The sequence below is a fragment of the Staphylococcus roterodami genome, assembly GCA_022493055.1.
Taxonomy (GTDB): domain Bacteria; phylum Bacillota; class Bacilli; order Staphylococcales; family Staphylococcaceae; genus Staphylococcus; species Staphylococcus singaporensis.
Window position 1 is genome coordinate 2635043 of the sequence record CP092781.1, and the last position, 24038, is coordinate 2659080.

Genomic DNA, 24038 nt, shown 5'->3' on the forward strand with positions numbered 1-24038 from the left:
TAATAGCCTCCCTTTCTGTTTATCATTTTAAATTTCTAAATTAATAGAATAATAAAATTAGAACAGGTATTAACACTGAACTAATAACTGCAGTTAAAATCATCCCAATTGAACTAAATGCACCAGATTCTATATCCATTTCCAGCGCTTTAGCTGTACCAAAGGCATGTGACGCATTCCCATACGTTAAACCTTTAGCAATAGAAGATTCAAATCTTCCAAATCTTAATAACATCGATCCTAAAATACTTCCAATTAAACCAGTTGTGATTATAAAAAGTACGGTCATCGTATCTGTGCCACCTAATTCATGTGACACTTCAATACCAACAGCGGCTGTGATTGAGCGGGGCAATAATGTTACTATGACATCTTTAGAATAACCAAACGCTTTAAGTGTTAAGAACACCAATATGAAGTTAAGCATAACGCCAGTTAATACACTTGCAAAAATAATAGAGACATTTTCTTTAATTTTCCCTCTATTTTTATAAAGAGGATATGCTAAACATACAACTGTTGCGTTTAAAATATGATTGATCCAACTGCCACCTTTCATATACCCGTTATAACTAATTCCAAAGATAAGTAATACAAAAATAATACCTAAAGATGCAATTAATGCCGGATTCAAAAATGGATTTGGATATTTTTCTTGTAATCTTTTAGCGAAATAATATAAAACGACAGTCAACAAAATCATTAAACATGCTTGTAGATAATCATTCATAAGCATCTATACCTTTACGATGTTTATGTTTCGCAAACATTTTTTCAGCAATAAATCCTGAAGATAATGCAACGATACATGTGCCAATGATAATGACTGCGAAGAAGAGTATATAATTAAGCGTGATTTCAGAAGCAACATCCATAATACCTACAACTGATGGTATAAAGAAAAATACCATTGTTTTTAATAAAAAGTTTGCACCATCTTCTATCCAAGATAGAGGCACAATCTTAAATTGTAATAGTAAATAAAATAAAAATAGACCAACAATGCTGCCGGCTAAAGGAAGATGGAAAATCTTTTGAATTTCTGTGCCAATATAAGTAATCACTATGATGATTCCTAGTTGTAATAGCAGTTTGATTATTAATTGGACTTTTTGCATGGCGCCATCCCTTTCTAAATATGTCTAAATTGTTACAATATCTATTATAAGTTTGGCGAACGCTTTATAAAAATACTCTTTTTTTATGATTTATATTACTATTTTCTATGGAAACGCTATCTAAATTTCACTTCATTTTCACAATAAAAAACACTCATCATTTCAATGACCCGCGTAATGATGCGCCTTAAATAATGAGTGCTTTATTTATATTTTAGCCTAAACGATCTTTCAAAAATTCAATCCATTTCGTTGTGGCATGACTTAATTGTTTATCCTTCTTCCAAACAACACCTAATTCCCAATGTACATGTGCATCTTCAATACGTAACAGTTTCACGTCTCCGTTCAACTGTTCTGATATCGATGTTGGTAATATACTAATTCCTAATTCATTTGTGACTAAATCTTCAATAACATGCCATTGCGAAATTTGCGCTACAGTATTAGGTACAAAGCCAACGTTTTTAGCATTCTCTATAATTTTATCGTTTAAATAAAAATCTTTATTGAATAAAATGAAATCTTCGCCTGCTAAATCTTCCAATTTTACTGTGTCATATTTTGCAAGTCGATGCCCTCTGCTCACGATAAGTCGCAAATCTTCCTTATCTAAGGTAGTATAATCGAAAATATGATGATCGACTGGCAAAGTGGTCACGCCTATATCTACTTCATCATTAATAATTTGCTGCTCAATTGTTTTGCCACCATTTTCTATCAAATTATAAGTAACATTTGGGTACTGCTGATGGAACGCACCAAGAATATTAATAAGAATTTTCATATTCATGACCGCGGACATTCCCATATTAATATGTCCCGTTTCAAGCCCATTCAATCGTTCCATTTCAGATGGTAAATAATCATATAGCGCAACAATTTCTTTACTTTTCTCATAAAAAATCTGACCTGCATCCGTAAGTATCAAATGTCTTTTACTTCTATCAAATAAAGGTGTGCCCATTTCATTTTCAATGTCTTTTATAGCCTTACTAATCGTTGGTTGAGCAATATATAATGATTTTGATGCATTAGTCATACCACCTTGCTTAACCACTTCAATAAAATATTTCATATGTTTGATATCCACTAACATCATCCTAACTATTTCAACGCGTTTATTTCATTATACACAACTTCTTAAACTTTCAATAAATATAGATTTATGAAATTGCTTTATAAAAACTTTTATGTAAAATACACATTTTTTTATGGTATTATATTAATGGCTCAAGTATATTAATCGAGGTGAGGTATTGAGCTTTTACGAATTTATGCAAAATTTTCTTGGTGATGACACACCATTAGGTGAATTGGTTGATTGGATTAATCAAGATAGCAATTTCCCTAGAGAAGTGAAGAGCCATAGTGAAATATTGTCATATTTTCGAACAAATCCATGTCCTGAAAGCATCTCAGTACCTGTAATTAAACGGGCACTATCAGTTTTCAACCAATTCACAAATGTACAATGATACATGAATACATGGAGTCACATCATCTCATGTTAGCGCTCTGCTCGTAGGGCGCTATTTTTATTGTCGAAAAGTATTGATTTATTTTGCCAATGTATAATTTTGACGTCTATACAATACACATATAATAAATTTAATAATGACTTTTACATCTAAATATCATACTCGTTCTCCCACGAATCTTGCGTTTTAATCATACTTATAATTCTTTCTATCATTTTCAAATATGACCAACTTAATCCCCTACAACATATTTGCATTTTTCATGAAAATTTCCTTTTTTATTACAATTTAACACTTTATATGACAGCGATATTACAGTTACTTTTATTGTTGATTGCTCGCATTGTATTCTAAAATAAATCAGTTTATGATAATTAACGTTGAATAAAGAAAAAAATTAATTTGGGAGATAAAAATGAAACATAAAAAGATACTTATTCGTTTATTAATTACTTTTGCAGTACTTTTCACAGCAGATTTCACATATCAATCCGTCGAACAAACGCATCAGTCTCATGCCGCAGTGAATTATTATAGTAAAAACCAATGTACTTGGTGGGCTTTTCAACGTCGTGCACAAGTTGGCAAACCTGTTTCCAATAAATGGGGCAATGCTAAAAATTGGTATAATAATGCCCGTAAATCAAAATATGCGACTGGACGTACGCCAAGAAAATTTGCTGTAATGCAATCAACTGCAGGATATTATGGACATGTCGCAGTTGTCGAACAAGTATATAAAAACGGTAGTATTAAAGTTTCAGAATACAACTTTTATCGCCCATTAAAATATAATACACGTGTGCTAAGCAAAAAAGCAGCACGTAACTATAACTACATCTACTAACCAAAAAACTTCTATCACGAACGCTTCAGTTTCCTGTATGCGTGTGATAGAAGTTTTTATTTTATTGTTTTATTTAAGCGAAGTGAAGCTGTCATAAACGTTCATTTAAAATCGCTATTCGCAATTTACTATTGTTGTCTAATTTCTTGTAAAATACGTTCCGCTGCTTGTGTATTTGCACGGGGTTCTTTTTTCAAAGCTTCAGCTACTTTAGCAATTTCATCACCTTTTGCCCCTACAACGATAGCTAATGATTTATATTGTAAACTCATGTGACCTTGTTGAATGCCTTCTGACACAAGCGCACGACATGCCGCAAAGTTTTGAGCTAATCCTACCGCCGCAACTACATGCCCTAATTCTTGCGCTGACTCTACATTTAGTAGCTCTAATGATGCTTTAGCTATTGGCAATACTTTCGTTCCACCGCCAACAATTGCTAATGTCATCGGCACTTCAATTGTACCAATTAAACGTTGACGTTCTTGATCGTAACGCCATGTAGCAATACCACGATACTGTCCGTCACGACTCGCATATGCATGCGCACTTGCTTCTGCGCCACGTGTATCATTTCCCGTCGCTAAAACGACTGCATGAATTCCATTCATAACTCCTTTATTATGTGTTGCTGCACGATGAATATCTACTTGTGCAAGTACAGAAGCACGCTCCATTCTTTTGGCTACTTCTTCACCAGATCTGTTACCTCTCGTTAAGTCATTAACGTCAATTTCACCTTGAACTTTAACTACGGACGCTGTCGCATGATTTGATAAAATACTCATTAAAATATCACTTTGTGGAAATTCATTTTTTAAATAAGCTGTAATAGACTCTAAAATAGTGTTTAACATATTAGCACCCATCGCATCTTTTGTATCAACAAATACTTTCAACGATAGTAATTGTTGTTCAGGGAATGTATCAATAGCTATACGTTGGTAACCACCACCACGCGCTTTAATAGAAGGATATGCCTCATCTGCAATTTTATGAATTTGCTTTTCTAAAGTTTTAATGTCTGCTGATAATTTTTCAGTATCCTCGACACCATCAAAGACGATTTGACCTATCATAATACGCTCTGAAGATACAGTTTTAAATCCGCCAGTCTGATTAACTAATTTAGCGCCATAACTTGCAGCGGCAACAACTGAAGGCTCTTCCACCATCATGGGCACAACATAAGACTTTTCGTCTACAATAATATTTGGCAGTAACCCAACTGGCAACGTACCTTGTGCAATAACATTTTCAATTAAACTATTGGCTACTTCTTCATCGATTAATGGGTGATTCAGTAAAATGTCGAATTGTTCTTCTGATAACCATTGCTTATCAACCAATTGTTGTAACTTTTCTTTACGAGATAAATGTCGAAAATTCTTATCTAAATTTTGCATGGACATACTCCTTTTACTTCACATAATTTTTAACATTTCAATCACTACTATTTTTACCACAAAATAACGTCATTCGTCTTAAAATTCAATTGAATAATTGTCGTTTTGACTTTAAAATAAAACAAGGTAAATTAAAACGCTTACAAGAAACGACAAATCATTTTTAAATTTAGTATATTTCTTTGTATAAAATTAGCATATTCTGATATGATACAAGTGTTGCTTTTATAAATTTGAAAGGATGTAAAACCTTATGACAATAGGTATCGATAAAATAAACTTTTACGTTCCAAAGTACTATGTAGACATGGCTAAATTAGCAGAAGCACGCCAAGTAGATCCAAACAAATTTTTAATTGGTATTGGTCAAACTGAAATGGCTGTTAGTCCTGTAAACCAAGACATCGTTTCAATGGGCGCTAACGCTGCTAAGGACATTATAACAGACGAAGACAAAAAGAAAATTGGTATGGTAATCGTGGCAACTGAATCAGCAATTGATGCTGCCAAAGCAGCTGCTGTGCAAATTCATAACTTATTAGGTATCCAACCTTTTGCACGCTGCTTTGAAATGAAAGAAGCCTGTTATGCTGCTACACCAGCAATTCAATTAGCTAAAGATTATTTAGCGACAAGACCTAATGAAAAAGTATTAGTTATTGCTACAGATACAGCACGCTATGGATTAAATTCAGGTGGTGAACCAACACAAGGTGCTGGTGCAGTTGCGATGGTAATTACACACAATCCAAGCATTTTAGCTTTAAATGAAGATGCCGTTGCTTATACTGAAGACGTTTATGATTTCTGGCGTCCAACTGGCCATAAATATCCATTAGTTGATGGCGCTTTATCTAAAGATGCTTATATCCGTTCATTCCAACAAAGTTGGAACGAATATGCGAAACGCCAAGGTAAGTCGCTAGCTGACTTTGCATCACTATGCTTCCACGTACCATTTACAAAAATGGGTAAAAAAGCATTAGAGTCAATCATTGATAACGCTGATGAAACAACTCAAGAGCGTTTACGATCAGGTTACGAAGACGCTGTAGATTATAACCGTTATGTCGGTAATATTTACACTGGATCATTGTATTTAAGTTTAATTTCATTACTAGAAAACCGTGATTTACAAGCTGGAGAAACAATTGGTTTATTCAGTTATGGTTCAGGTTCAGTTGGTGAATTTTATAGTGCGACACTTGTTGAAGGCTACAAAGATCATTTAGATCAAGCTGCACATAAAGCATTATTAAATAATCGTACTGAAGTATCTGTTGATGCATATGAAACATTCTTCAAACGATTTGATGATGTTGACTTTGACGAACAACAAGACGCTGTACATGAGGATCGTCATATTTTCTACTTATCAAATATTGAAAATAACGTTCGTGAATATCACAGACCAGAGTAGTCGGTGTATTTGAAACACATATAATATAACCTAAAAACAGCAGTAAGACCACTTCCAATTGAAATCGTCTTACTGCTTTTCTCTATTTATAACACTTTGTATTGAATTGATTAGCTAAGCCTGTTTGACACATTATTGAAATTTTTAATATACCCCTTATACGTTACGGCTTTGTACTGTGTTTAGGTACATAAAGTTCGGACATATCGATATTTTCCAATTCTAACAATTTAATTTTATTGTTTATTGTTCCACCGAATCCTGTTAAACTACCTGTTTTACCAACTACACGATGGCATGGCACGATAATTGACAGAGGATTACTACCTACGGCACCTCCAACTGCTTGTGCTGACATTTTCGGCTTATCAAGTAGCTTTCCTACTTTTTTAGCAATCTCTCCATACGTTGTTAATGAACCGTATGGTATTTGTCTTAATTCATGCCAAACACACTGTTGAAAATCACTACCTGTAGGATTTAAAGGTATTGTGATTTCAGGATTGTCACCTTTAAAATACGCGTCTAACCACTGTACCGCCTCTTTAAATATCGCTAAAGACGCATTTTCTTCCCTAGTACCATCATATTGTTGATTTTCAAACAAAACAGCGGTCAGACTTCCCCCATCACTCACAAGTTCCAATCGTCCAACCGGTGAATCATAATAGCACTTATAATCCATAAAAATGCCCCCTTTTTTCTAATCATACGCTTTAATTGTTACGGTAGAAAATATTTATACCTCAATGATTTAATTTTAAAAATAGTTGCCAATCACATTTATAGCTCACACTATGTCAGTAGTCACTTTGATTATTTCAGAAAAATAACGCACGATACAATCTAACCTCTTATTTTGTAAACCATATCTTAAATTAAAATATTGAAAATGCAATGGATCCTTAATATTTTATTAAACCTATATTTACTTATTAAAAATAACACACAATATTCATAAAGTTTTAAAAATATTCTGTTTTATCACCTATTATTAGTGGAAAAGTACAATTGCAATTGTTTATAGTTTGCATAACGCTTCAAAAGTAATTTCTTTTTTGTTTAGTTCAAAAAAATTTAGAGGTGATGTTAAATGAATAACGGTTTTTTCAATAGCGACTTTGATTCAATTTTTCGAAGAATGATGCAAGATATGCAAGGTTCAAATCAAGGTGGCAACAAAAAATACTATATTAATGGTAAAGAAGTTTCACCTGAAGAACTAGCGCAACTCACACAACAAGGTGGCAATCACTCTGCTGAACAAAGTGCGCAAGCTTTTCAACAAGCAGCACAAAGACAACAAGGGCAACAAGGCGGTAACGGCAATTATTTAGAACAAATTGGTCGCAACCTTACGCAAGAAGCACGCGATGGTTTATTAGATCCAGTCATTGGGCGCGATAAAGAAATTCAAGAAACTGCTGAAGTCTTAAGTAGACGAACTAAAAACAATCCTATATTAGTTGGAGAAGCTGGTGTTGGTAAAACTGCGATTGTTGAAGGTTTAGCACAGGCAATCGTTGAAGGAAATGTACCAGCAGCAATCAAAGATAAAGAAATTATTTCTGTAGATATTTCATCATTAGAAGCCGGAACGCAATATCGTGGTGCTTTTGAAGAAAATATTCAAAAATTAATCGAAGGTGTTAAATCTTCACAAAATGCCGTACTATTCTTTGATGAAATCCATCAAATTATCGGTTCAGGTGCCACAGGAAGTGATTCAGGTAGCAAAGGTTTATCTGATATTTTGAAACCTGCATTAAGTCGTGGAGAGATTTCAATTATAGGTGCAACAACACAAGATGAATATCGAAACAATATCCTTAAAGATGCTGCATTAACGCGCAGATTTAATGAAGTGCTTGTTAATGAACCAAGTGCTAAAGATACTGTTGAAATTTTAAAAGGTATTCGCGAAAAATTCGAAGAACACCATCAAGTAAAATTGCCAGATGACGTATTAAAAGCATGTGTTGACTTATCAATTCAATATATTCCACAACGATTATTACCAGATAAAGCAATCGATGTGTTAGATATTACAGCAGCACATTTATCTGCGCAAAGTCCAGCTGTCGATAAAGTTGAAACTGAAAAACGAATTTCTGAATTAGAAAATGATAAACGTAAAGCGGTAAGTGCTGAAGAATATAAAAAAGCTGACGACATTCAAAATGAAATCAAATCATTACAAGATAAATTAGAAAATAGTAATGGTGAACATACTGCTGTTGCTACAGTTCATGATATTTCAGATACTATTCAACGATTAACTGGTATTCCAGTTTCACAAATGGATGATAACGATATTGAACGTTTAAAAAATATTTCTAATCGTTTAAGAAGTAAAATCATAGGTCAAGATCAAGCTGTAGAAATGGTTTCACGTGCAATTCGCCGTAATCGTGCTGGATTCGATGACGGCAACCGTCCAATTGGTAGCTTCCTATTTGTCGGCCCTACTGGTGTTGGTAAAACAGAACTTGCTAAACAATTAGCAATAGATCTATTTGGTAATAAAGATGCACTTATTCGACTTGATATGAGTGAATATAGTGACACAACCGCTGTTTCAAAAATGATTGGTACAACTGCTGGTTATGTCGGTTATGATGACAATTCAAATACGTTAACTGAAAAAGTACGCCGTAATCCATACTCAGTCATTCTATTTGATGAAATCGAAAAAGCAAATCCACAAATTTTAACATTGTTATTACAAGTAATGGATGATGGTAATTTGACTGATGGTCAAGGTAATGTCATCAACTTTAAAAATACAATTATTATTTGTACATCAAATGCTGGCTTTGGCAATGGCAATGACACTGAAGAAAAAGATATTATGCATGAAATGAAAAAATTCTTCCGCCCTGAATTCCTTAACCGCTTCAACGGCATCGTTGAATTCTTACATTTAGATAAAGATGCATTACAAGATATCGTCAACTTATTATTAGACGATGTACAAGTTACATTAGATAAAAAAGGTATTACGATGGACGTTTCTCAAGATGCGAAAGATTGGTTAATTGAAGAAGGCTATGATGAAGAATTAGGTGCGCGTCCATTAAGACGTATTGTTGAACAGCAAGTACGTGACAAAATTACAGATTACTATTTAGATCATACAGACGTTAAACATGTGGATATAGATGTTGAGGATAACGAATTAGTCGTAAAAGGTAAATAACGACACTTTAACATATAACATATCAAAAATGAGCATCAGGTCGCCCGTACCTGTGCTCATTTTTTTAATTATTTCCCAGGAAAATGTTTTACTACCTGTTGTTCTGTACTACAACAATCGTTGTCTATTTCACAAGTGCCACATTTCCCTTGCTTAGAACGTTTGAAAAATTTAACCAATGTATAAAAAGCATATCCGAAAATCGCTAAAAATATCAAAATATTAATCATTACTGTCATTTCAACCACTCCTTAAACAAATAAATGTCCAACTTGATAAAAGATAAATGTTAAAACATAAGCAGTCAATAATGGATATACCACTGCGAGTACTGTCCATTTCCAAGAATATGTTTCCTTACGAATTGCTGCTACAGTAGAGACACATGGGATATAGAGCAATATAAAAATCATAAAGGCATACGCAGATAATGGTGTGAATTGATTTTGAATAACATGCACAAGCCCTGCATCACCTGATGAGTAAATAATTGCCATTGAACTCACAATAACTTCTTTTGCCAAAAATCCTGGAACTAGCGTTGCACCAGCTTGCCAAGTTCCAAACCCAAGTGGTTGAACTAACATTCCAAAGAAACTACCTACCATGTGTAAAAAACTGTCATTAATATTTACATTAATACCATGTGGACCAGCATAACTTAAAAGCCATATCACTACTGATCCTCCAAAAATAAATGTACCAGCTTTACGCACGAAGCCCTTAGCCTTTTCCCAAGTACTACGCCACAATGTTTTAATTGATGGGACACGATAAGTCGGTAATTCCACAATAAAGATTGCATTTTCATTTTTTAACACTGTCTTAGTAAGTACTGTGCTTACTATAAATGCCATGACAATACCTAACACATAAAGACTTAGTACCACTAACGATTGGTTTTCTTTAAAAAAGATGCCAACGAATAATGCATATACAGGTAATCTTGCTGAACATGACATAAACGGTGCAATTAAAATTGTTGTCAGGCGTTCTTTTTCATTTTCAATACTACGTGCAGCCATCACGCTTGGTACATTACAGCCAAATCCTATAATCATAGGTATAAATGACTTCCCACTTAATCCAAATGATTCCATGATGCGATCCATTAAAACAGCAATACGTGCCATATAGCCTGAATCTTCTAGTAATGATATAAAGAAAAAGAGCACAACAATTTGCGGTACGAACACTAATACGGAACCTACTCCTGCAATAATGCCATCAGTAATTAAATCTTGTAAAAACGGAATCAGTCCAAGATGGCTCATGACACTCTTAACGCTGTCAGTAAATGTACCTCCAATAAATCCGTCAAGTTGATCGGACAATGGCGTTCCTATCCATGTAAATGTCGTTTGAAAGATTAACCACATAATACCTAAAAAGATGGGTATGCCCAAAATCCTATGTGTTAATATCTTATCTATTTTTGTACTGAAAAATTGTTTATCTTCATCTGGATATGTCACAATATCTTGCAATAACATATCTATATATTGATTTCGAATACGTTCCATTTCGCCACGAATCGATGTACCATCTAATGTTTGTACTAAACGTTGACGAATCGTTAACAATTGATCTAATACTTTTACATTTAATTCCTCTTTAATTTGAACATTGTCTAAAAGGTATTGAATTGCAATAAATCTTGATTCATAGTTTGAATGCGTTGTTTCCGCCATAATAGCCCGACAAATATCACTAATGGCACTTTCAATCGTTTCGCCATAATTGAGTTTAAAATGTTGTTGCGGTCCTTCGCCTAAATATTTAATTTCACCAAGCAAGTAATCCGTTCCTTTACCTGTCCGAGCAACAACTGGGAAAATAGGTGTTTTCAATTTTTTCATCAATTTATGATAATCGATATATATACCACGCTTTGTTGCTACGTCAATCATGTTCAGTCCAATATACATTGGTTTATTTAATTCTAGTAATTGGATAGTCAATTGCATATTTCTTTTTAACTGACTCGCATCAATAATATTTATCATTCCTGTAAATTGATTGTTTAATAAATAATCCGTAACAATCGTTTCATCTACTGAAATTGGTGATAGATCATATGTACCTGGCAAATCAATTAATTGCCCTAAATGATGTTTTAACTTTCCTACTTTTTTCTCTACTGTTACGCCACTCCAGTTTCCTACATACTCGTAAGAGCCAGTCAACGCATTAAACAATGATGTCTTTCCGACATTGGGATTACCTAATATACAATAATTTTCCATCTGTCAGGCTCCTATTCTTCAAGTGCAATACAACATGCGTCGCAATGTCTAATGCTTAATTGTTGACCATTAATTTCAATGATACATGGCCCTTTAAACAAACATTTTTGCTTAATCTTTATTGTAGATCCATCTGTCAAACCGAATGCACTTAAGCGATAAAGCATGTTCATATTATTAATATCAATTTGTTTAATTCTATAAAGTTTATTCTTTTCACCATTTCTAACGTTTAACATACTATTTCTCACTCCTATTAGAAATAATAATCATTATCACTTAGAAATGATAACCCTTAAAATTATAGTGCGCAATACTTTCGTTAAATAAAATTCGTTTTTTATGTAAAAATTGTGACATTTAAAAAATATTGTATATGCATTAACCTATAACAAAAAAGTACCTCTGCTTTAAATGTGATGTGCACATTAAAAGCAGAGGTGTATATTTTCATTCATATCTTAATACAATTTAAACAGATACCAAGTTATGATTTGTCGCGTAAATTTTTTTCTAGTAATTGATTTAATTTTTCAATATTTTTATTCAACTGTTCTATATTTGTCGTTTGTTGTTGCGTATTTAAGTGATGTTTATTTTGGTAATCTACTAAGGCATCATGCAAGAACATTGGATTTGTAGATTGCTGTCTCACTTGTTGATATAATGCCATCGTTCTATTATCCAGTACAATTGTCTGAGTCTCGTCACGCAATTGTGAGCCTTTTGATACATGTGTATCTTGTTCGTGTACTTTAAACGTTGTATCGTACTTTTCATTATTATTTTCAACTTCAGATGTTTGCGATTCAACCGTTTTGTACTTTTCAAGTGCATGTCCTTCAATATCGACTCTTGGAATAATGCGATTTAACCATGCTGGTAAATACCATGAACCTTTTCCAAATAATTTCGTTAATGCAGGAATCAACATCATTCTAACAATGAATGCATCAAAGAGAACACCAAAGGCTAGTGCCATACCCATTGATTTAATCATGACATCTTCCTGGAACACAAAGGCAAAGAAGACACTAAACATGATTAATGCTGCCGCAACAATAACCGGACCACTTTCTTTCAATCCTACTTTTATAGAATAATCATTATTACCTGTTTTACTATATTCTTCATGAATTCGAGACATAAGGAAGACTTCATAATCCATCGCTAATCCAAATAAGATACCTATAGTAATAACCGGTAAAAATGCTAGCATTGGTCCTGTCGTTTCAATACCAAACAGACCTTTCATAAAACCATCTTGCATTACTAATGTTGTAAATCCTAGCGTTGCCATTAATGATAAGACAAACCCTAGTACTGCTTTTAAAGGTATTAGGATTGAACGGAAAACTATCATTAATAAGAAAAATGCTAATACAACAATGACTGATGCAAATAAAGGTATCGCTTCATTTAACTTCTTGGACATATCAATATTAATTACACTTTGTCCTGAAATTTCCGTTTTAAATCCATACTTATCTTGCGCATCTTTATTATAATCTCGTAAATCATGTACTAAGTCATTTGTACTTTCTGCATTAGGTCCATGTTTAGGTATCACCACCATCAATGCATATTCATTATCTTTACTCATTTGTGGCGGAGTAACTATATCCACATTTTTCTTATCTTTAATATCTTTATATACAGACTGTAAATCTTGTTGTAATCCTTGTGGATCATCCTTTTTATCTTTCACATTTATCAACATCGGAATTTGGCCATTAAATCCTTCACCAAATTTATCCGAGATAATATCGTAAGCTTTTTTCTGTGTAGAATCTGCTGGTTTAACACCGTCATCTGGAATACCAAGTCGCATATGACTAACTGGTATTGCAGCTGCTACTAATATGATTAAACCTAGTAATACTGCCGCAAGTGCATTTCCTGTAATAAATTTAGACCATGGCGTATCAATATCTTTTTTGAATTTAGACTGTAATTTATTCACTTTAATGTGTTTATGGAAAATGCTTATTAATGCAGGTAATAAAGTTAAAGCGCTAAGTACTGCAAAAACAACACTAATTGCCGAAGCAAATCCCATTACCGCTAAGAAGTCAATGCCTACTAATGATAAACCACATACTGCAATTACAACTGTTACGCCAGCAAAAATAACTGCACTACCTGCTGTTCCTACTGCAAGACCAATGCCTTTAATGTAATCTGTTTCAGTTTTCATAACTTGTCGGTATCTGAATAAAATAAATAAAGCGTAATCGATACCAACTGCTAGTCCAATCATTACGGCTAATGTCAGTGTGACATTTGGTATATCGAATGCATAAGTTAACAAACTGATAATACCTACACCAGAAGCTAAACCAATTAATGCACTTATAATTGGTAATCCTGCAGCAATAACTGAACCAAATGTAATTAATAACACAACAAAGGCAACAATAATACCAACTAATTCTGAATTACCGCCTATATCTGTAGATGTCATTCCTGTACCAGTTAACTCTGTTTGTACATTATGATTGTCACGTAAGTCTTTCAAATGACTTTTAACATTATCTCTAGAGTCATCTTTTAAAGATGTTTGACTAACGTCATATGTGATATCTGCAAATGCTGTTGATTTATCTTTACTAATTTGCTTATTTTCATAAGGATCTGATATTTTATCAATGTGCTTATCATCTTTTTTAATATCATCTAACGTTTTCTTAATATCTTTTGTAATACTCGGTTGTACAATCCCATCATCTTTAGTCGTCTTAAAGACCACACGAATTTGTGCCTTTTCACTATCTTGATTAAAATGCTTTTCTATTTTTTCATTTGTATCTAATGACTTTAATCCAGTCATTTTAATATCATTGTCAAATTTTGGTGCATTCGTAGCAATTGGTATAAATATCGCTGCTACAATCACTATCCATGCGATGAGTGCAGACCATTTGTGCTTTGCAATGAATGTCCCCATCTTGTATAAAAATTTTGCCAAAGTATTGCCTCCTTTTAAAATCAACGTTATAGTTTAACTATACAGTGTAGATTATTGTTAGATTATATTATCTATACCCTACCTCTTAAAGAATTAAATTTTAAAATTTGTATATTAAACTACACATTAAGGAGAAATGTAGATGAAAGAGACAGATTTAAGAGTTATTAAGACCAAAAAAGCATTATCTAGTAGTTTACTTCAATTGTTAGAGCAGCAATTATTCCAAACGATTACTGTCAATCAAATTTGTGACAATGCACTTGTGCACCGTACAACTTTTTATAAACACTTTTATGATAAATACGATCTTCTAGAATATTTGTTCAACCAATTGACTAAAGACTACTTTGCTAGAGATATCAGTGACCGTCTTAATCATCCATTCCAAACGATTAGTGATACGATTAATAATAAAGAGGATTTGAGAGAAATCGCAGAATTCCAAGAAGAAGATATCGAATTTAATAAAGTTCTGAAAAATGTTTGCATTAAAATTATGCACGATGATATCAAAAACAATAGAGATCGGATTGATATTGATAGTGACGTTCCAGACAATCTCATATTTTATATTTATGATTCGTTGATTGAAGGATTTATGCATTGGATTAAAGATGAAAAAATAGACTGGCCTGGCGAAGATATTGATAACATTTTCCATAGATTAATCAATATTAAAATCAAATAGTAGGTCAGTAACATATGTTCATTCACCTTAAATAACCAAAAAGATAACATGCACGTTATAATACGTGTCATGCTATCTTTTTTTGTTTTTAGTATGTTTATCTCTATTAAAATAACTGATATACATCACATAAATGATGAAGAAAAAAATAAATCCACTATCTAAATGACTTTGACTCAGTTGCTTAAATGACCAAATTGCTAATACAATTCCCATTATTATTGAAATAACGTATCTCACATTCTTATACCTATTATCCTTTTCTAAAAATATGGTTGCTATTACTTAATATTTAAAGTTATAAACAAAAAGAGCCAACCGCAATGGATGGCCCTTGTTCATTATGAAGCTTTAGAACATTTCTGAAACAACTTTTTGCTCTAAGAAATGTAATAAGTAGTCTGGACTACCTGTTTTAGCGTCTGTACCTGACATCTTGAATCCACCGAATGGATGATAGCCAACAACTGCTGATGTACAACCCCTATTAAGATATAAATTACCTACATCAAATTCATTAACTGCTTTAATCCAATGCTCGCGATTATTTGTAATCACTGCACCAGTTAAACCGTAATCTGTATCATTTGCAACCTCAATTGCTTCATCAAAGTTATTAACTTTCACAAAGCCAACTACTGGGCCAAAAATTTCTTCTTGCATAATTCTATCTTTAGATTTAAGTCCTGAAATGATTGTCGGTTCTACAAAGTAACCTTTTGAATCATCAGTACCGCCACCTTGTTCTAATTTACCTTCTTCTTTACCAATTTCAATATAATTTTTAATCTTATCGAATTGTTTTTTATTAATCACTGGACCCATATACGTATTGTCTACAGTATTGCCCAACGTTAATTCTTTTGTTAGTTTAATTGACTTTTCTAATACTTCGTCATAAACATCTTTATGCACAATTGCACGTGAACATGCTGAACATTTTTGACCTGAGAAACCGAATGCTGATGTAACAATAGCTTCTGCTGCCATATCTGTATCAATATTTTCATCGACTACAATCGCATCTTTACCACCCATTTCAGCAATCACACGTTTCAGGAAGTTTTGACCTTCATGAACAACAGCACTACGTTCATAAATTCTAGTACCTGTCGCACGTGATCCTGTAAATGTAACGAAGTGTGTATCTTTATGATCTACTAAATAATCACCAATTTCTTTTGGATCACCAGGAACAAAGTTAACGACACCTTTTGGTAATCCTGCTTCTTCTAAAATTTCCATTAATTTATAAGCGATATAAGGCGTATCTTCAGCTGGCTTTAACAGCACTGTATTCCCTGCAACTACTGGTGCCAATGTTGTACCAGCCATAATTGCAAATGGGAAATTCCATGGTGGAATTGTAACGCCTGTACCAATTGATTTGTAGAAATATTTATTGTGTTCACCTTCACGGTCAAGTACTGGCTTACCTTGCGCTAAGTCCATCATTGAACGCGCATAATATTCAATAAAATCAATACCTTCAGCTGCATCTCCAACCGCTTCATCCCATGGTTTACCTGCTTCATACACCATAATCGCTGCAATTTCTGCTTTACGACGACGAATAATTGCTGAAACACGTAACATAAGTTCTGCACGATCGTTAGCAGACCATGTTTTCCAAGATTTATAAGCTTCATTAGCTGCTTTAAATGCATCTTCAACATCTTCTTTTGTTGCTTTTGATGCATTTGCAATCACTTGTGATGTGTCTGCAGGATTGATTGATTTAATTTTGTCATCTTTAAAAATCTTCTCTCCATTAATCACTAATGGTATATCTTGACCTAATTCTTTTTCCACGTCTTTTAATGCTTGCTTAAACATATCCACATTTTCTTTGACTGAAAAATCGTAACCAGGTTCATTTTTAAATTCTACTACCATGTACACTTACCCCCTATAAATTTTGAAAGTGGTTTAACCCTTTGATTTAATGATATAACATCATTTAAACTCATTTTACTATGATTAAGGTTGATTTTGCAATCGCTTTCATTTATATAGGCTATACACCTTAACTTATAGGATTTCGCATATTTTTACTTGATGCTTTAGAGCTACAATGACACATTTATTTGTTATCAGTCTTTACCACAAAATTTTCCATCCGGATATTCATTATCAATCTCACGAATAACTTTACAAGGATTACCAACCGCTAAACTATTTGGCGGTATATCTTTGGTAACAACACTACCTGCACCAATTACACTACCTTCTCCAATAGTAACCCCAGGTAAGACTGCCACATGACCCCCAAACCAAGTATTACTTCCGATATTAATAGGTCCTGCTTTTTCAAAACCTTCATTTCTAAGATGAAAATTAAGTGGATGTGTCGCTGTATAAAATCCACAATTAGGGCCAATAAAAACATTATTGCCGATTGTAATTTGGCCACCATCCATAAAATAACAATTCGTATTGACATAGACATTTTTGCCCAGTTTAACGTTCCATCCATAATCGGTATCAAAAGGAATTGCAATTTCGACATGATCAGTCGTAGTTTGGAATAATTGGTCAATCAATCGTTTTCTTTTCTCTGTATCACTGGGTCTTGTATGATTTAATTCAAAGCAAACGTCTTTTGCTCGAGCACGTTCATCAATTAAATCTTGATCAAAGTTTGCGTCATACCACTCTTGCGCCAACATCTTTTCTTTTTCAGTCATTACGCCTTCCAACTCCTGATAAATTTATTTACTTGTTTAAATTTAATCAAAATGAGGCTCTTACATGCAACTAATATATAGTATATTAACGATTCCATAACTTATTTAGTAATTTTTTATCTACATACTTCTAAAGTAGTAGGGAAAATCAATACTCTAGACGCATTTATTTTTGAATTCAATAACGTACAATATCATTAAGAGAAATAAAAAAGGAGTATGATAGCGATGAGAATATTAATTACAGGCACAGTTGCTATCTTAATCATTTTAGGTTTAGTCAAAACGATACAAGACCAAGAAATGGCAAATGACTCAAGTCGTCACTTGTCGGATAACAAAGATGAAGATAAAGTCATCCATCTTAACAATTTTAAAAATTTACATGCGAAAGAATTTAACCCATCTGATTTCTTTTAAGTCACCAACGATATGCAAATCCAGAAGTCATTTAAGTTTTACCTTTCATTCATACATCCTTTAATATTATTTTCGACTTCTTTTAATATAGATGATAGCGGGAGAGATTGTTGTGCAATACATGTACAGCAGTCTCTCTTTTTTATTTTTAAAGCAAAAAATTAAAACACAACGATTGACTTACATACCTATAGGGGGTACATTAGACGTGTAACAATGAATCACAGGGAGGCAATAATGTGGCTAATACGAAAAAAACAACGTTAGATATCACTGGTATGACTTGTGCCGCATGTTCAAATCGTATCGAAAAGAAACTGAATAGACTTGATGACGTTAATGCCCAAGTGAATTTAACTACAGAGAAAGCAACTGTTGAGTATAACCCTGATCAACATGATGTCCAAGAATTTATTAATGCTATTCAACATTTAGGTTACGGTGTCGCTGTAGAAACTGTCGAATTAGACATTACAGGCATGACTTGTGCTGCATGCTCAAGCCGTATTGAAAAAGTTTTAAATAAAATGGACGGCGTTCAAAATGCAACGGTCAATTTAACAACAGAGCAAGCTAAAGTTGACTATTATCCTGAAGAAACAGATGCTAATCAGCTTATCACTCGCATTCAAAAATTAGGTTATGATGCAGTAGTTAAAGATAATAACAAAGATCAAGCGTCGCGAAAGACGAAAGAGCTTCAACATAAATTAATAAAATTAATCATATCAGCGGTACTTTCACTACCACTATTAATGCTAATGTTTGTACATCTCTTTAATATGCATATACCATCAATATTCATGAATCCATGGTTCCAGTTTATCTTGGCTACACCAGTTCAATTTATTATTGGATGGCAATTTTATGTAGGCGCATATAAAAACTTAAGAAACGGTGGCGCCAATATGGATGTACTTGTTGCTGTTGGTACAAGTGCAGCATATTTTTATAGTATTTATGAAATGGTACGTTGGCTTAGTGGCGTAACAACACAACCGCATTTATATTTTGAAACAAGCGCCGTACTTATTACCTTAATTTTATTCGGTAAATATTTAGAGGCTAGAGCGAAATCTCAAACTACAAATGCACTAGGCGAATTATTAAGTTTGCAAGCTAAAGAAGCACGTATTTTAAAAGATGGAAATGAAATCATGATTCCTTTAAACGATGTACGCGTTGGAGATACACTTATTGTTAAGCCTGGTGAAAAAGTTCCTGTCGATGGCACAATTATTAAAGGTGTAACTTCAATTGACGAATCTATGTTAACAGGTGAATCTATTCCTGTTGAGAAAAATGTTGAAGATACTGTAATTGGTTCAACGATGAATAAAAATGGCACAATTACAATGACAGCAACAAAAGTCGGTGGCGACACTGTGCTAGCAAACATCATTAAAGTTGTCGAAGAAGCCCAAAGTTCTAAAGCACCAATTCAGCGATTGGCTGATATTATTTCTGGCTATTTTGTTCCAATTGTAGTAGGTATTGCATTATTAACATTTATCGTGTGGATTACTTTAGTTACACCAGGTGCATTTGAGCCTGCACTTGTTGCAAGTATTTCGGTTCTAGTGATTGCTTGTCCGTGTGCATTAGGACTTGCTACACCAACATCTATTATGGTGGGTACTGGTCGTGCCGCTGAAAATGGTATTTTATTTAAAGGTGGCGAATTTGTTGAACGTGCGCACCAAATCGATACTATCGTTTTAGATAAAACTGGCACGATAACAAATGGCCGTCCAGTCGTGACCGATTATCATGGTGACGATCAAACTTTACAACTACTTGCTACTGCTGAAAAAGATTCTGAACATCCGTTAGCAGAAGCTATTGTAAATTATGCTAAGGACAAACACTTACAATTATCTGAAACAACAACTTTTAAAGCAGTGCCAGGTCATGGTATTGAAGCAACGATTGAAGCTCATCATATATTAGTTGGCAATCGTAAATTAATGGCTGAAAATGATATTAGCGTACCTATGCATATTTCTGATGACTTAACACGTTATGAACAAGATGGTAAAACTGCTATGCTCATTGCTGTTAACCACTCACTGACAGGTATCATTGCTGTTGCAGATACTGTGAAAGATCATGCTAAAGATGCCATTAAACAGTTACACGATATGGGTATTGAAGTTGCCATGTTAACTGGGGATAATAAAAATACTGCTCAAGCGATTGCCAAACAAGTTGGTATTGATACAGTTATTGCTGACATTTTACCCGAGGAAAAAGCTGCACAGATTGCCAAATTGCAGCAACAAGGTAAGAAAGTGGCTATGGTAGGTGACGGTGTGAATGATGCACCTGCATTAGTTAAAGCAGATATCGGTATCGCCATTGGTACAGGTACAGAAGTCGCAATTGAAGCAGCTGATATCACTATTCTCGGTGGCGATTTAATGCTGATTCCTAAAGCAATTTACGCAAGTAAAGCAACCATTCGCAATATTCGCCAAAATCTATTTTGGGCATTTGGTTATAATATTGCCGGTATCCCAATAGCTGCATTGGGCTTACTTGCGCCATGGGTTGCTGGTGCTGCGATGGCACTAAGTTCTGTAAGTGTTGTGACAAATGCACTTAGATTGAAAAAAATGCGCATAGAACCACGTCGCAAAGATGCCTAAATTCTTTAATAATGAAGTATTTGTTGGTACTTCGTAGGTGGGCTAGCGATTGGCTATATTGTGTGAACGTAATGTTGTGGTTTACAGTTGGGCCTTCGCTCCAACTGCATATATAGTTACACTTTTCGCCTGGCGAATTAGTGTATCTTACCTAATAGCTTCGCCTATTAGGTTCCATCATTATTTTCCAAATAATAAGCACACTGTGGTTTACAGTTGGCGCTTCGCTCCAACTGCATAAGAGCCACTAATTATTATAAATAATAAGTGGCTCTAAAAGGAGGTGAATGCTATGTCACAAGAAATTTTAAATGTTGAAGGTATGAGCTGTGGTCACTGCAAAAGTGCAGTTGAATCTGCATTAAACAATATTGACGGTGTCACTTCAGCTGAAGTTAACCTTGAAAATGGCCAAGTAAGTGTTCAATATGATGACAGTAAAGTTGCTGTATCTCAAATGAAAGACGCGATTGAAGACCAAGGTTACGATGTCGTTTAATTAGGCAATTTTCAACACATCAAACGCCAAATCAAAAAATCGAACTGATGAGAAACCCAACACTCCAAATTATCTCATCAGTTCGATTTTTAATTTACTCTTAACTTAGTATCCCCAGTCTGCAATACATCTAATGTCGCATCTAATGCATCTACGATTAGATTTTCGACGGCAGCTTCAGTATAAAATGCAATATGTGGCGTCAATATAACATCTTCCCTGCCAATCAACGACTCTAGCAATGGATCATTCAAAGGTTTGCCCCTTTGGTCACTTGGGAAAAGTTTGCGTTCATATTCATACGTATCAAGTGCGGCACCCTTAATCAAGCCGTTATCCAATGCATCAAGTAATGCTTTAGTATCTACTAAAGAGCCTCTTGCACAATTGACAAATACTGCCCCCTTTTTAAAATGTTCAAACAATTTAGCATCAAATAAGTAATGATTATATTTCGTTGCAGGTACATGTAACGTCACGATATCTGCATCTTCAATCGCTTCCTCAATCGTGTCTTTGTATTCTACATATGTTGCGACTTTAGCATTTGGAAACGGATCATATGCAACCACTTCACTTTGATATCCATTAGCAAAGATATCAGCCACTACACGCCCAATACGTCCAGTTCCAATAACGGCAACTTTTAAATCTTTAATAGATTTCGATAAAATAGACGGTTCCCATCTAAAATCATGCTCTCGCACTTTCGTTTGAATTTGATTAAAATGACGCACAAGATTAATAGCTTGGTTCACAGCAAACTCTGCAATAGAATTCGGGGAGTATGAAGGCACATTTGACACAATCAAATTATATTTATTCGCTAAGTCTAAATCATATGTATCAAATCCAGCACTTCGTTGTGCGATTTGTTTAATTCCTAACTCATTTAATCGTTTATAAACTTGTTCTGATAATGGTATTTGTTGTGACAATGATAACCCATCATAGCCTGCCACAGTTTCAACATTAGCATCTGTTAATGCATCTTTCGTAATGTCTACCTCGACCTGATGCTTTTCTGCCCATGCATTAATGTAAGGCATATCTTCATCACGTACACTCATTATTTTAATTTTTGTCATTTTAACATCACCCTTAACTTAATTAATGATATAAATATGCTAAATCTGTTAACCTTGTTGCCGCTTCATCTAATTGTTGATTATCTAACGCCAGAGATATTCTAACGTAATGATTACCGTTTTCTCCAAATGGTTTTCCCGGTGCGACAAGTATAGATTTCTCTTTCACTAAAAATTGTTCAAATTGCTCGCTGTCATACCCAGGAGGTGTTTTCAGCCATGCATATATGCCTCCTTTGGCGTGTACAAATGGCAAATGCGCCTTTCTAAGCATTGCTTCAAACCGATCACGACGTGCTTTAAACACATTGCTTTGTTCTTCTAAAAAATCATCATAATTATTTAAAGCGTATACTGCGGCATCTTGTAATGCGCCAAACATCCCAGCATTTGTATGTGTTTGATATTTTTTCAAAGCTTGAATCATATCTTTATTACCAACTGCAAAACCGACTCTAAACCCTGACATGTTATAACCTTTAGACAATGAATATATTTCTATTGCAACGTCTTTTCCATTTTCCGAGGAGAGTATACTTGGATTTTTAGCATCGAATCCGAAAGCACCATAAGCAAAATCATGCACAATTTTAATGTCTGTACCTTTAAACCTTGCAATTGCTTCATCAAATACTTCCTTCGTAGCTGTGGAACCAGTTGGATTATTAGGATACGTTAAATATATTAGTTTTGTTTTTTCTAACACTTGGGAATCAACTTGCGACCAATCTGGCAAATAATGTGGTGGTTCTAAATTAAGTGGCACTGGCTTTCCATCAGCTAAAAGTACTCCTGCCAAGTAATCTGTATAACCCGGATCCGGTAGTAACACGTAATCTCCTGGATTAATGACACAAGTTGGTACTGCAACCAGACCATTCTTTGTACCATATAAAATACATACTTCTTCTTCCTTATCCAACGTTACATCATATTGTCTTTGATAAAAATCTACAATAGCTTGTTTGAATGACTCTTTGCCATGAAAAGCGCCATACTTTTGATTTTCCGGAATATGTAACGCCTCAGCAAAATGATTAATAATACCTTGAGGTGTGGGCCCATCTGGAATACCAACTGCCATATTAATTAATGGTAATGGACCATGTTCAATTTTACGCCCCATTGTTTTACCAAAATAGCTGTCAGGTATACCCGCTAATTTATTTGAAATCATCATATCCACTCCTCCAACAATAAATAAACTTTCAAATCACACTTTGATTTTACGCCTATTTTGAACTTTTCATTTTTAAAGGCAGGTAGTTACTATAAAATTGTAAATTACGTAATCATAGCGACTGATTGTTTCTGTTCTTA

22 protein-coding genes are annotated in these 24038 nt (G+C 34.0%); 8 read left to right on the plus strand and 14 right to left on the minus strand.

The window, feature by feature from the left end:
• Positions 1-40 precede the first annotated feature (40 nt).
• The 3 genes from ML436_12930 to ML436_12940 all read right to left on the minus strand — a co-directional run bounded on the left by ML436_12930 (position 41) and on the right by ML436_12940 (position 2211).
• On the minus strand, positions 41-730 hold the full coding sequence (locus ML436_12930) for an LrgB family protein (GenBank protein UMT78011.1): 690 nt from the start codon (positions 728-730) through the stop codon (positions 41-43).
• Positions 723-1118: a holin-like murein hydrolase modulator CidA gene (cidA, locus tag ML436_12935; GenBank protein ID UMT78012.1), complete on the minus strand. Its 396-nt coding sequence runs from the start codon at positions 1116-1118 to the stop codon at positions 723-725. The genes ML436_12930 and cidA overlap by 8 nt, the downstream gene beginning before the upstream one ends.
• Before the next feature lie 214 nt (positions 1119-1332).
• Entirely contained in the window at positions 1333-2211 is an 879-nt protein-coding gene (locus ML436_12940; protein ID UMT78013.1) for a LysR family transcriptional regulator, read from the minus strand.
• 166 nt (positions 2212-2377) lie between these two features.
• On the opposite strand from ML436_12940, the gene ML436_12945 reads away from it, so the two are divergent.
• Both ML436_12945 and ML436_12950 read left to right on the plus strand, forming a co-directional pair.
• Entirely contained in the window at positions 2378-2596 is a 219-nt protein-coding gene (locus tag ML436_12945; protein UMT78014.1) for a sterile alpha motif-like domain-containing protein, read from the plus strand.
• Between the two features lie 418 nt (positions 2597-3014).
• Positions 3015-3446, plus strand: a complete 432-nt coding sequence (locus ML436_12950; GenBank protein ID UMT78015.1) for a CHAP domain-containing protein — start codon at positions 3015-3017, stop codon at positions 3444-3446.
• A gap of 128 nt (positions 3447-3574) precedes the next feature.
• On the opposite strand, the gene ML436_12955 is transcribed toward ML436_12950, so the two are convergent.
• The gene (locus ML436_12955; protein ID UMT78016.1) at positions 3575-4852 is read right to left on the minus strand and encodes a hydroxymethylglutaryl-CoA reductase, degradative; all 1278 of its coding nucleotides are present in this window, start codon (positions 4850-4852) and stop codon (positions 3575-3577) included.
• A gap of 253 nt (positions 4853-5105) precedes the next feature.
• Here ML436_12955 and ML436_12960 point away from each other — a divergent pair, with 253 nt between their 5' ends.
• Positions 5106-6272: a hydroxymethylglutaryl-CoA synthase gene (locus tag ML436_12960; protein ID UMT78017.1), complete on the plus strand. Its 1167-nt coding sequence runs from the start codon at positions 5106-5108 to the stop codon at positions 6270-6272.
• A 163-nt stretch (positions 6273-6435) separates the two neighbouring features.
• On the opposite strand, the gene ML436_12965 is transcribed toward ML436_12960, so the two are convergent.
• A complete protein-coding gene (locus tag ML436_12965) occupies positions 6436-6957 on the minus strand; it encodes a methylated-DNA--[protein]-cysteine S-methyltransferase (protein UMT78018.1) in 522 nt (173 codons plus the stop codon).
• A 408-nt stretch (positions 6958-7365) separates the two neighbouring features.
• Between ML436_12965 and clpL the strand changes: the two genes are divergently transcribed.
• Positions 7366-9471, plus strand: coding sequence for an ATP-dependent Clp protease ATP-binding subunit ClpL (clpL, locus tag ML436_12970; GenBank protein ID UMT78019.1), 2106 nt, complete (start codon positions 7366-7368; stop codon positions 9469-9471).
• Between the two features lie 68 nt (positions 9472-9539).
• Here the strand turns inward: clpL and ML436_12975 are convergent, their stop codons facing one another.
• The 4 genes from ML436_12975 to farE form a co-directional block, all read right to left on the minus strand.
• The gene (locus ML436_12975) at positions 9540-9710 is read right to left on the minus strand and encodes a FeoB-associated Cys-rich membrane protein (GenBank protein ID UMT78020.1); all 171 of its coding nucleotides are present in this window, start codon (positions 9708-9710) and stop codon (positions 9540-9542) included.
• Positions 9711-9722: 12 nt separating this feature from the next.
• Positions 9723-11717, minus strand: a complete 1995-nt coding sequence (feoB, locus tag ML436_12980; GenBank protein UMT78021.1) for a ferrous iron transport protein B — start codon at positions 11715-11717, stop codon at positions 9723-9725.
• 11 nt (positions 11718-11728) lie between these two features.
• Complete coding sequence (locus ML436_12985; GenBank protein UMT78022.1) at positions 11729-11956, minus strand: ferrous iron transport protein A; 228 nt, start codon at positions 11954-11956, stop codon at positions 11729-11731.
• 248 nt (positions 11957-12204) lie between these two features.
• Entirely contained in the window at positions 12205-14685 is a 2481-nt protein-coding gene (gene farE, locus ML436_12990; GenBank protein UMT78023.1) for a fatty acid efflux MMPL transporter FarE, read from the minus strand.
• 142 nt (positions 14686-14827) lie between these two features.
• Between farE and farR the strand changes: the two genes are divergently transcribed.
• Entirely contained in the window at positions 14828-15376 is a 549-nt protein-coding gene (gene farR, locus ML436_12995; protein ID UMT78024.1) for a fatty acid efflux pump transcriptional regulator FarR, read from the plus strand.
• A gap of 72 nt (positions 15377-15448) precedes the next feature.
• Here the strand turns inward: farR and ML436_13000 are convergent, their stop codons facing one another.
• From ML436_13000 to ML436_13010, 3 genes are all read right to left on the minus strand, one after another.
• On the minus strand, positions 15449-15616 hold the full coding sequence (locus tag ML436_13000) for a hypothetical protein (protein UMT78025.1): 168 nt from the start codon (positions 15614-15616) through the stop codon (positions 15449-15451).
• Positions 15617-15727: 111 nt separating this feature from the next.
• Entirely contained in the window at positions 15728-17272 is a 1545-nt protein-coding gene (gene pruA, locus ML436_13005; protein UMT78026.1) for an L-glutamate gamma-semialdehyde dehydrogenase, read from the minus strand.
• Between the two features lie 197 nt (positions 17273-17469).
• Positions 17470-18063 (minus strand): sugar O-acetyltransferase, encoded by a 594-nt coding sequence (locus tag ML436_13010; protein UMT78027.1) that lies wholly within the window; start codon positions 18061-18063, stop codon positions 17470-17472.
• 228 nt (positions 18064-18291) lie between these two features.
• Between ML436_13010 and ML436_13015 the strand changes: the two genes are divergently transcribed.
• The 3 genes from ML436_13015 (at position 18292) to copZ (ending at position 21630) form a co-directional block, all read left to right on the plus strand.
• On the plus strand, positions 18292-18483 hold the full coding sequence (locus tag ML436_13015) for a hypothetical protein (GenBank protein ID UMT78028.1): 192 nt from the start codon (positions 18292-18294) through the stop codon (positions 18481-18483).
• Positions 18484-18722: 239 nt separating this feature from the next.
• Positions 18723-21131 (plus strand): heavy metal translocating P-type ATPase, encoded by a 2409-nt coding sequence (locus tag ML436_13020; protein UMT78029.1) that lies wholly within the window; start codon positions 18723-18725, stop codon positions 21129-21131.
• Positions 21132-21423: 292 nt separating this feature from the next.
• Positions 21424-21630 (plus strand): copper chaperone CopZ, encoded by a 207-nt coding sequence (gene copZ / locus ML436_13025; GenBank protein UMT78030.1) that lies wholly within the window; start codon positions 21424-21426, stop codon positions 21628-21630.
• A gap of 89 nt (positions 21631-21719) precedes the next feature.
• Here the strand turns inward: copZ and ML436_13030 are convergent, their stop codons facing one another.
• Entirely contained in the window at positions 21720-22718 is a 999-nt protein-coding gene (locus tag ML436_13030) for a D-lactate dehydrogenase (protein UMT78031.1), read from the minus strand.
• A 22-nt stretch (positions 22719-22740) separates the two neighbouring features.
• Positions 22741-23895, minus strand: coding sequence for an aminotransferase class I/II-fold pyridoxal phosphate-dependent enzyme (locus ML436_13035; protein UMT79523.1), 1155 nt, complete (start codon positions 23893-23895; stop codon positions 22741-22743).
• Positions 23896-24038: the final 143 nt, after the last annotated feature.

Coding starts and splice junctions, on each gene's coding strand:
- ML436_12930 (UMT78011.1), bottom strand. CDS start 730: ATGAATGATTATCTACAAGCATGTTTAATGATTTTGTTGACTGTCGTT.
- cidA (UMT78012.1), bottom strand. CDS start 1,118: ATGCAAAAAGTCCAATTAATAATCAAACTGCTATTACAACTAGGAATC.
- ML436_12950 (UMT78015.1), top strand. CDS start 3,015: ATGAAACATAAAAAGATACTTATTCGTTTATTAATTACTTTTGCAGTA.
- ML436_12955 (UMT78016.1), bottom strand. CDS start 4,852: ATGCAAAATTTAGATAAGAATTTTCGACATTTATCTCGTAAAGAAAAG.
- ML436_12960 (UMT78017.1), top strand. CDS start 5,106: ATGACAATAGGTATCGATAAAATAAACTTTTACGTTCCAAAGTACTAT.
- ML436_12965 (UMT78018.1), bottom strand. CDS start 6,957: ATGGATTATAAGTGCTATTATGATTCACCGGTTGGACGATTGGAACTT.
- clpL (UMT78019.1), top strand. CDS start 7,366: ATGAATAACGGTTTTTTCAATAGCGACTTTGATTCAATTTTTCGAAGA.
- ML436_12975 (UMT78020.1), bottom strand. CDS start 9,710: ATGACAGTAATGATTAATATTTTGATATTTTTAGCGATTTTCGGATAT.
- feoB (UMT78021.1), bottom strand. CDS start 11,717: ATGGAAAATTATTGTATATTAGGTAATCCCAATGTCGGAAAGACATCA.
- ML436_12985 (UMT78022.1), bottom strand. CDS start 11,956: ATGTTAAACGTTAGAAATGGTGAAAAGAATAAACTTTATAGAATTAAA.
- farR (UMT78024.1), top strand. CDS start 14,828: ATGAAAGAGACAGATTTAAGAGTTATTAAGACCAAAAAAGCATTATCT.
- pruA (UMT78026.1), bottom strand. CDS start 17,272: ATGGTAGTAGAATTTAAAAATGAACCTGGTTACGATTTTTCAGTCAAA.
- ML436_13010 (UMT78027.1), bottom strand. CDS start 18,063: ATGACTGAAAAAGAAAAGATGTTGGCGCAAGAGTGGTATGACGCAAAC.
- ML436_13015 (UMT78028.1), top strand. CDS start 18,292: ATGAGAATATTAATTACAGGCACAGTTGCTATCTTAATCATTTTAGGT.
- copZ (UMT78030.1), top strand. CDS start 21,424: ATGTCACAAGAAATTTTAAATGTTGAAGGTATGAGCTGTGGTCACTGC.
- ML436_13030 (UMT78031.1), bottom strand. CDS start 22,718: ATGACAAAAATTAAAATAATGAGTGTACGTGATGAAGATATGCCTTAC.
- ML436_13035 (UMT79523.1), bottom strand. CDS start 23,895: ATGATTTCAAATAAATTAGCGGGTATACCTGACAGCTATTTTGGTAAA.